The sequence below is a fragment of the Nostoc sp. NMS4 genome (assembly GCF_017115095.1).
Classification (GTDB): domain Bacteria; phylum Cyanobacteriota; class Cyanobacteriia; order Cyanobacteriales; family Nostocaceae; genus Nostoc.
In genome coordinates, this window is the sequence record NZ_JABXKI010000066.1 from 1 (window position 1) to 8,431 (window position 8,431).

At 39.7% G+C, this 8,431-nt stretch carries 11 protein-coding genes; 3 read left to right on the forward strand and 8 right to left on the reverse strand.

Annotation, left to right across the window (positions count from 1 at the left end; all coding sequences use genetic code 11):
* Nucleotides 1-66: 66 nt before the first annotated feature.
* Nucleotides 67-711, reverse strand: coding sequence for an NIL domain-containing protein (locus HWQ37_RS03245; protein ID WP_292743686.1), 645 nt, complete (start codon nt 709-711; stop codon nt 67-69).
* 461 nt (nt 712-1,172) lie between these two features.
* Here HWQ37_RS03245 and HWQ37_RS03250 point away from each other — a divergent pair, with 461 nt between their 5' ends.
* Nucleotides 1,173-2,684, forward strand: a complete 1,512-nt coding sequence (locus tag HWQ37_RS03250) for a hypothetical protein (RefSeq protein WP_292743689.1) — start codon at nt 1,173-1,175, stop codon at nt 2,682-2,684.
* A gap of 36 nt (nt 2,685-2,720) precedes the next feature.
* Here the strand turns inward: HWQ37_RS03250 and HWQ37_RS03255 are convergent, their stop codons facing one another.
* The 7 genes from HWQ37_RS03255 to HWQ37_RS03285 all read right to left on the reverse strand — a co-directional run bounded on the left by HWQ37_RS03255 (nt 2,721) and on the right by HWQ37_RS03285 (nt 7,583).
* Complete coding sequence (locus tag HWQ37_RS03255; protein ID WP_292743692.1) at nt 2,721-2,987, reverse strand: NIL domain-containing protein; 267 nt, start codon at nt 2,985-2,987, stop codon at nt 2,721-2,723.
* 108 nt (nt 2,988-3,095) lie between these two features.
* Nucleotides 3,096-4,835, reverse strand: coding sequence for a precorrin-3B C(17)-methyltransferase (gene cobJ / locus HWQ37_RS03260; RefSeq protein WP_292743694.1), 1,740 nt, complete (start codon nt 4,833-4,835; stop codon nt 3,096-3,098).
* Nucleotides 4,836-4,907: 72 nt separating this feature from the next.
* Complete coding sequence (locus HWQ37_RS03265; RefSeq protein ID WP_292743697.1) at nt 4,908-5,195, reverse strand: hypothetical protein; 288 nt, start codon at nt 5,193-5,195, stop codon at nt 4,908-4,910.
* Between the two features lie 85 nt (nt 5,196-5,280).
* On the reverse strand, nt 5,281-5,772 hold the full coding sequence (locus HWQ37_RS03270) for a hypothetical protein (RefSeq protein WP_292743700.1): 492 nt from the start codon (nt 5,770-5,772) through the stop codon (nt 5,281-5,283).
* A 36-nt stretch (nt 5,773-5,808) separates the two neighbouring features.
* On the reverse strand, nt 5,809-7,014 hold the full coding sequence (locus tag HWQ37_RS03275) for a DNA methyltransferase (protein WP_292743703.1): 1,206 nt from the start codon (nt 7,012-7,014) through the stop codon (nt 5,809-5,811).
* A gap of 172 nt (nt 7,015-7,186) precedes the next feature.
* A complete protein-coding gene (locus tag HWQ37_RS03280) occupies nt 7,187-7,372 on the reverse strand; it encodes a type II toxin-antitoxin system HicA family toxin (RefSeq protein ID WP_292743706.1) in 186 nt (61 codons plus the stop codon).
* Nucleotides 7,362-7,583: a type II toxin-antitoxin system HicB family antitoxin gene (locus HWQ37_RS03285; RefSeq protein WP_292743709.1), complete on the reverse strand. Its 222-nt coding sequence runs from the start codon at nt 7,581-7,583 to the stop codon at nt 7,362-7,364. The genes HWQ37_RS03280 and HWQ37_RS03285 overlap by 11 nt, the downstream gene beginning before the upstream one ends.
* Nucleotides 7,584-7,872: 289 nt before the next feature.
* Between HWQ37_RS03285 and HWQ37_RS03290 the strand changes: the two genes are divergently transcribed.
* Both HWQ37_RS03290 and HWQ37_RS03295 read left to right on the forward strand, forming a co-directional pair.
* Nucleotides 7,873-8,121, forward strand: coding sequence for a helix-turn-helix domain-containing protein (locus HWQ37_RS03290; RefSeq protein WP_292743711.1), 249 nt, complete (start codon nt 7,873-7,875; stop codon nt 8,119-8,121).
* Nucleotides 8,122-8,165: 44 nt separating this feature from the next.
* Nucleotides 8,166-8,431 (forward strand): BglII/BstYI family type II restriction endonuclease (locus HWQ37_RS03295; RefSeq protein WP_465249662.1); only part of this gene is annotated, 266 nt, incomplete at its 3' end.

Genomic DNA, 8,431 nt, shown 5'->3' on the forward strand with positions numbered 1-8,431 from the left:
AGCGTCATTACGAATTACGTTAGCGTAGCGGTAGCGAGTCCGCGAGCGTCATTACCAATTATTCCCTTAGCGATCGCTATAAACGCTAGACAAATCTAGCCAAATCGGTAGTCCCAGTTTTTCTAAATAACTTAGGCTAGAGTAGAGTTGCTTTGATCTTCCCCACAAATCCAAGTCAAACCAGCCGTCATCTTGCATATCGGGTTGAAGTATAGCACTGGTAATATTGACTGTTAGTCCATAACGAGAAACTAATTCGGAAATCACCGGTTCTTCGTAATAGGATTTTAAAATGCACAGTTGCAAACGTAATCGATTGGTTTGTCCCAGAGAAATCCATTGCTGGAATTGTTCTTGCCATTGATTTGTCAGCCATGCAGAATCTTTGGGACTCAGTTTACTAACTGGATTTGGGAAAGCTAGAGGGTGCTGGTTGGGTTGAATCTGGTTAGCGATCGCTAGTTGCAGCAAATTCACTCCCAATCCTTGCAGGTAAGATAGACTATTTGTCAGTTTTTGAGGATTTCCTGAAAGTTCCAAATCAAACCAGCCATCGCTGTCATTGTCGGATGTCAGGGATGCAGCTTTAATATTGACGGTTAAACCATAACGAGATACCAGTCGAGAAATTACAGGTTGTCTGTTATACCGTTGAGGCACGAGAATTCGACTGTAAACTGAAGCAGGTTCTACAGATTTACTCTGAGACATCAGATTAATTCCTAATAACGATGCCTACGAAGGGCTACGCCTACGCAATTTTTGGCTTTTATTAAACTACGGTAAGTCTATCGAGTTAATGAATTAAATTGTTATGTAAAGGAGATTCTCACAAAGACTACAAAAAAACAATGAGCAAATTCACGTAAATTATACTGATTCTATTTAGATTATTTTGCGACTAGTACGGTTGATTTTTTGTTTAAAGTATGTGTTACAGAGTTTCAACAATCCACGCGCAACTAGGTAGAACTTAAGCAGTTTAAATATTTTTGGTGTTAAGCTAATTTTTAATAAACTGACGGGTCAGTGCTGGTGCGATGCCTACGGCGGGCTACGCCTATGCAGAAACTTTAAACTTTAAGTTCATATCCTAAAATTGTCTTGTTATTTACCCTGTTAGGATATTAACAAGTATAGGATAGTCACTTAATTTTTGATTATAAAGTTTAATGATTAATATTACTAAATTAAATAAAATCGACTTTCTAGTTTTGATTGGGATTGTGATTATTGGTCTTATACATTTACCTTTTCCATTTGACGGAGATCAAGCATTTTTTAGGCTAGGTGCTTTGGAGATGCAACAAGGAAAGGTACTCTATCGTGATTTTTGGGATGTGAAGCAACCGGGGATTTTTTGCTTTTACTTTTTAGCGGGAACTTTATTTGGTTTTAATGAGATTGGTATCCATCTCTTTGAACTTATTTACATGGTGTTTCTGTCTATAGTATTGTTGCTGAGTCTTAAAAGCTATTTTCGGCATTCGATAATCGCAAGTCTAGTACCTTTATTAACAGTTGGCGTTTACTATACTGTTTCACAGCCTTGGCATCTTACTCAAGTAGAAGCACTAATTAGTTTTCCTTTATTCATTTGTATTTGGCTGACTTATCAATCTTTTAAATGTGAAGGAAAGCAAAGATTTTTTCTACTTCTATTCTCAGGTTTTATTGGTGGAATTGTCCTCATATTTAAGTTAATCTTTCTACTAATATTAATTTCGTTTTGGTTAACTCTTTTGATATTTTCTGTGCTAATCAAACGGCAGCCAATTGCAAAAGTTTTTGTAGAAATATTTATTCCGCTTTTTATGGGGATTATATTTCCTATTTTATTTGTTGTGAGCTATTTTGCCTGGTTTAATAGTTTACCAATTTTGTATGAGACATTCTTTTTATATCCACCCCGAATTGTTGCTAATTCCCAATTTGACCCAAGTGGGCTTTTTGCCGGAATAAAATGGTTCTTAAATAGTTTTTACCCTCTAATTTTAGCCGCTACTGTTGCAATAGATGTATCATTGCGAAAGTCTAAGAATATATTGACATTGCTACTTGTTATTTGGTGTATTTTTGGTTGGGGTGTGATTGTTCTACAACGCGGGGCATTTTGGGAATATCATTATTTAGTATTGTTTGTACCTTTAGGTATTTTAGCGACCAAAGGATTAGATGTTTTATGGGAGTCTTTAAAAAAACTGAGTTCCCCATTTACGACAATTCTACTGATATTTTTGTTTTTCTTACCTTTATCGCACACTCTGATAAAAAAGAGTGTTGTTCTGGTGAATAACAACTTTGCTTTAACTGAAGATACACGATTTAAATATCAAACTTTTTTTAGAGATAAATATTCATCTCTTCGTTCCGAGGCTGAATTTATCTCCCAACCAGAAAGTCTTCCAGGTAAGATTTATGTAGCTGGCGATCCATCTATTTACTACTTCTGCGATCGCACTCAGGCGACATCATTACGTGGTTGGGCGCTTGAATATTTTCTGCCTGAGCAATGGACAAAACTTTTAAAGGAGTTAGATTTATCAAAACCTCCTTATATCTTTGTTGATTATATTCAGCAGCCCACTATCAAAGAAAAATTCCCAAAAATGCTAGAATTTCTTGAGAAAAAATACCGTATTTTGCATCAAAATAATAACGGGACTTGGTATACCCTTTTGTAGACAACCTACAACCAATTGCTAAGAGTACTATAACCCTTACCAATCGCTTGCTTTAGTATCATCCCAGACTTCCAATTCCAAGTCGCGGAGATAGGTTAATCCGCTTTGAATTTGTGCATCTGTTCCTTGTAATTCAAGGTCAAACCAACCATCTCCAACAGCATTGGCTCCCAAAATGGCTGCCGTGATATTTACAGTCAGTCCATAGTCAGACACCAGGCGAGAAATGACAGGTTCCTGGTGATAATCTTTAGGAATTCTTAGCCGAATCCGTTTATTGATAAGTGTATTGTCAGTAGTCATATCTGAATTATTTCAATCCCCGATCGCGATTGGTACAGAACTACTTTTAACCCTAACGGTAATTTCCTGATAGGTACTAAGTAGATATTACCATGTCCGATGATTTGCTTAACTCTCTGGGGATTTGGTATAGCGACGCGGCGTATAAACCCAGATATTACCATTCCTGCCCTTGATGGTTCGAGTTTTTGTGGAACCAACCAGAATAATTGTCCGCATATCAGCGCTTGCTGGCGTTAATTGCTCAAGGGCGATCGCTCTTACAGTTTGTCCTGGCCGACCGAGATTCCGGGCTAATACTACTGGTGTATCTGGTGTTCGATGTTGCAGCAAAATATTTCTCGCTTCTGCCAGTTGCCAAGTACGCTCTTTGGAAACAGGATTGTAAAAAGCAATGACGAAATCAGCTTCAGCAGCAGCCGTAATTCGTTGGGCGATCGCAGACCAAGGTTTCAAGATATCAGAAAGGGAAATTGCACAGAAGTCATGTCCAAGGGGCGCACCAATGGCGGCGGCGGCGGCTTGCATAGCAGAGATGCCTGGGGCTACATGAATGTCGATACTGTCCCATTCGGGTTTAGGATAGCGATCGCATACCTCAAAAACTGCTGTTGCCATTGCATAGATACCGGGATCGCCAGATGAAACGACAGCTACATATCGCCCAGATGCGGCCAAATCAAGTGCAAGAGTTGCCCGTGCTTCTTCTTCCCGGTTGTCGGACTCATGCCGTTCCTTGCCATCAGCCAGAGAACCAACTAAATCTAAATAAGTTTTATAACCCACGAGGTCGGTTGCCGACTTGAGTATCTCCTTCACTTCGGGAGACATCCATTGCGAACCACCAGGGCCAGTGCCAATAATCGCTAACCGTCCGCGTGGTTGACCGATGGTGTTGGGGTCAATTGGTTGGGGGGCAATAGCGATCACAATGTTAGGAAAAGGGGAAGATAAGGGAGATGTACCTGTGGCGGCGATCGCTGCGGCTTGGGCGGGGCTATAACCTTGTGAAAGTAGACTTTCTAGCTGATTTGGGGTAAAAAAGCGGGCGGGTACTTTCAAGGCGCTAGCTACCGCATGGATTGCTGGATCGGCGGCGGTGGCGATGGGTGCAAATATGCCGGCGACTGATGCAGATGCAAGTCCGGCATCAGCTAGTAGCTTGTGTACTAAAACGACTGCATCATCAATAATGATGTCACTAATTGCGATTGCGATTGCGATCGTTGCTGGGTGGTACACAAGGCAGTTGGCTCTGGGAGTTACCAAACGTTCTGTAACTTGGATAGTCAAATCTCCCTTTGGGTCTATAGGCAGTTTACTATCGCTCAACCAAGGTGCTATTCCTTCGAGCTTAACTTGTGCCCCAGCTAGCACATCTGAGATAAATTTCTTTGCGTCATCTGGGTTCGCTAAATGGTATCCAGGGGGAGGAGATAACAACGTTGTGCCTAAACGTAAATACCCTGTGGTCGTAATTGCTGGTTTGACATCCAACGCTTCGGCAATGCGACGCGCTAAATCGTTTACCCCACCAAGTCCGCCTAAAAGAGGAACAACAGCACTACCATCTTCAGCTACAGCAAGCACTGGTGGTTCCTGTTGTTTGTCAGAGAGCATCGGCGCTAGAGTTCTAATCAAAATACCTGCGGCACAAATGCCAATCAGGGGTGTTCCCTGAGCAAATAAATCGCGCATCGTCTCGCCAAAATTCGTGAAGCTGACATCAACCCCAGACGTGCGACCCTCTAGACCGTATAGCGTCGCTCCTGGTAGAACACTGATTATTTTGCGTGCTACTGTCACGCTATTTTGACCTAATATTACAATGGCAGGTGCAACGTTCATTATCACTTAATTACGAATTACGAATTACGAATTACGTTAGCGTAGCCCATTACGAATTATTTAATTAGCACTTTAAATAAATGTTCTTAGAAATTTGAGTGCTTCAATTTTATTGTTAAATATGGCGTGAATTAAGTCACCATTATTATAACGAATATCAATCTCGTATTTTAATGGTGGAGCTAATGTAGGTTGATTATCTGGATAGTTGTTAATATATTCAATAGCATTTTCGACACTGGCAGTTTGTTGAGATAGCCCATGTAATACAATGATATTTACCTGTTGGACTAGTCTAGCAAATGACTGCTCTAAGGTATTAATAAATTTATCTATGTGGAATTTTTCAAGACTTAGCATTTGATTTTTGATGTTAGTAATATCCGGCGCTGATAATTTTTTCCATTGCTCAATCTTATTTTGAAAGTCTGCTTCTAACGTACTTTCATTGAAAGATGCATTTATACCAACTAGATGTAAATGATTTAACGATGTTTTCATACTTAAGATAAAGAATTTTAAAGCCCTTAGATTCTAATTGATCAAGCGCTCCTTGAGTAAACACACCTGCTAGAATAGCTCCTAAAAATGGGTTAAGGTGACTATAGGTGTCTGCCAAAGGAATAAGCGCTCCTTCAATTTCTTGAACTTTGTTTTTAGAATGCTTGGTGTAACGCCGCCACGCAGTCTCAATAAATGCTACTGGAAGACCAAGAGTATCTTCTGTACCTCCTCGTTCCAGTACATAGTCAAGGTCATGATAGTTACCGTAGCGATCTTGCCATGATACCTTTTTAGTGATTCGTGCCTTGCGCTTTCTCTGAGAGTCTAAGTAAAAACCATGCTCATCAGCCACTTGTTGAAGTGTCTCACGAATAAATTCTTGGATGAAATGCCCTAAAATCTGACCCCATTTATGTGAAAACGACTCTGCCATTACATTTGTGCAAAAATAATTTGGGTTGTGATTACCCTATCCGTAAACCCACAAACAACCTTCGCAAAGAGGAACTCTATGCTTGCGATTTTTCCACTTCACATTTCGGTCACGAACTTTTTCAAAATGAAAAGATTCAAACCCTGCTGCTTGTGCTAATAAACCCATCCATTCAATCACCGGAATATAAACACCATAGGGAGCAGAGTCGCCAATCATAAAGCAAACTGTTGCAGGATTTTTGCATACTCTGCGAAGTGCTATCCAAACTCTAGCCATATCCAAAAAATAGCAAGCAATCATCAAATGATAATTCTTTTTACCTCCATGTAAATGTCGTTCTTGGGACAATTTGTGACAGATTTCGATAATACTAGCTTTGATTGGATATAGTTCATGAGATGCTAGAACTTCATCGATGTTTACATTCTTATTGGTTACGTGCTGCGAACATGAACGAATTAAGTATTGCCTCACCGCACTTTGTAAATCACCCCAACCGGAAATTTCTTTCATAAAACACATTTCTAGACGTGTAGCATCTGCATAGTCATAGTTGTTAGCATAGGGTGGTGAAGTGATTACTAAGTTTGCGAAATTATCAGGTACACCCTGGCAAGTCCGAGCATCAGATTGAATAAGTGTAGCAATAGAAGCCGCCATTTTTCCGGCAATTCTCATATCTGTAGCTATACTCTCTGCCATTAGCCCAAAAGCAGACATTGCATCTAAAGAATATTGTTTCTTTTTATTTGGTAAAATGTACTGCCAAGGTGCAGTTCCAGCATGAGAAACATGACGAAGAATTGATATAAGTGTTAACCAAACTAACTGAGATTCAGATGAATCATCAGCAAGTTTTTCCCAAGATTGGCGCAATCTATCTAAAGACTCAAGTGAAGATATACTAAAGCATTCATGAATCAGTTTCGGGTATGTATCTACACAGGGCTGAACATTTTCGGCACATTTTATAACTTTTTCTATATGTTCAAGATAAGCATCAGCGTCAGTTTGATATAAAAGTTTAGCTCTTGCTATACGCACAACAAAGGGATGAGCCTCAATTCCCAAACATTCAACTCCAAGCTTTTCAGATGCGAGTAAGGTTGTACCAGAACCAGAGAATGGATCTAAGACAGTAGTTTCTCCTCGTTCTTTAGCTTGGGTAATTATAGTTTCTACCCATTGTGCAGAGAAACCTGCACTAAATCTAAACCAGCGATGAACTGGCAGTTTCATATTATTAATGAATGTAGATGAACTGTCCAAGGATTTGGAAGTGCAAGAAGAAAATTCCTGAAATGGCAATTCTAATTGTAGATTCATGTGGATAGTTATTATTATTTATGAAGCGATCGCTGGAAAATAAATAAGTAAAATGCGGCTTTGCAATACTAGTACACAGTATTTATCACAGTTGGTTAAAATGTTCCTCTATAATACCCAACTGCTTTAGAATTTCATAAAATGCATGAATTGAAATTGTGGTTGCTCGTCCATCTGGATGTTGCCAACGAGCATGACTGCCTTTCTGTCGCACTTTTTCAAAACCGAGTTTCCGTGCCACACGTTCTAATTCACTGGCTTTAGCTGGCATTTGCAATTACCAATTCAACGTCTTCAGGTAGAGAACGTCCTTGTTCTTTGTATTCTTCCTGAATCATTTCAAAAACATAAACAAGTTCAGCACGGGCTTCATCTGGCGTTTGTCCCCAAGCGTGACAACCGGAAATCGCTGGTATATATGCGACAAACGTACCATTGTTATCGGGACGGATAACGGTAGTGTAGTCTTGTAAGGACTTCATGGGGATAGCCGCAAGTTTGAGTTACGCCTTCAGTTTACAGCGATATCTGACGAAAAGTTGCTGTGCGTCTGGGCAGTTAAAGAAGTAGGGGTGCGATGTCTAGTCTATGACGGGCAACTCTTGGAGAGGCTACGCCAACCCCTAAGCAGATGGTGTCTTCATAGTAGCTTTTTAAAACCTATTTTGGGTTTATCCTATATTAGGTTTTAGAATTTAACTGAGTTTAGCAATATGTAATAACTCTCATCAAGATGGAATAAACCATCGCCAGAAAAAAAGGCAAGCTAAAGTGCCTAAATCAGTTTTCAGCGAAGATTACAATCGGTTTCGCCAGCTACTTATCGAAGCCCGCAAAGCTGCAAAGCTTACTCAAACAGAGTTGTCGGCAAAGCTAGAGCTTCCACAATCTTATGTATCAAAGTATGAACGTGGAGAGCGTCGTCTTGACGTGATTGAATTTTTACAAGTTGCCCAAGTCCTTGAAATCGATCCGCTTGCTTTTATCGAAGAACTGCTGAAATACCAAAAGGAGAATTAATAATCATTATTCAGTATGTTGACTTTAACGCCGCAGATACAATTATTAATACCCAATATCAGAACGAATGGCATGAGATTAGTACTACTCTTACTAGAATGCCTTTGCACATCAAAGGTTCAGATCAAGCTGGAATTCAGGGTAATGCAATATTCGATCCAGTAGGTACGAACGAATATATCAAAGCTGCCTTTATTCATGATGGTTGGCAATCAAATATACCTATTCCCCTAGCTTACAGATTTTTGGGTACAGAGGTTGATTTTGCCAAAGCTGGCATTATCATTGAAATTCAGTTTTCTAATTATCC

What these genes read in the sequence shown, in the direction of transcription:
- HWQ37_RS03245 (WP_292743686.1), bottom strand. Translation starts at nt 711, where the DNA reads ATGTCTCAGAGTAAATCTGTAGAACCTGCTTCAGTTTACAGTCGAATT.
- HWQ37_RS03250 (WP_292743689.1), top strand. Translation starts at nt 1,173, where the DNA reads ATGATTAATATTACTAAATTAAATAAAATCGACTTTCTAGTTTTGATT.
- HWQ37_RS03255 (WP_292743692.1), bottom strand. Translation starts at nt 2,987, where the DNA reads ATGACTACTGACAATACACTTATCAATAAACGGATTCGGCTAAGAATT.
- cobJ (WP_292743694.1), bottom strand. Translation starts at nt 4,835, where the DNA reads ATGAACGTTGCACCTGCCATTGTAATATTAGGTCAAAATAGCGTGACA.
- HWQ37_RS03265 (WP_292743697.1), bottom strand. Translation starts at nt 5,195, where the DNA reads ATGCTAAGTCTTGAAAAATTCCACATAGATAAATTTATTAATACCTTA.
- HWQ37_RS03270 (WP_292743700.1), bottom strand. Translation starts at nt 5,772, where the DNA reads ATGGCAGAGTCGTTTTCACATAAATGGGGTCAGATTTTAGGGCATTTC.
- HWQ37_RS03275 (WP_292743703.1), bottom strand. Translation starts at nt 7,014, where the DNA reads ATGAAACTGCCAGTTCATCGCTGGTTTAGATTTAGTGCAGGTTTCTCT.
- HWQ37_RS03280 (WP_292743706.1), bottom strand. Translation starts at nt 7,372, where the DNA reads ATGCCAGCTAAAGCCAGTGAATTAGAACGTGTGGCACGGAAACTCGGT.
- HWQ37_RS03285 (WP_292743709.1), bottom strand. Translation starts at nt 7,583, where the DNA reads ATGAAGTCCTTACAAGACTACACTACCGTTATCCGTCCCGATAACAAT.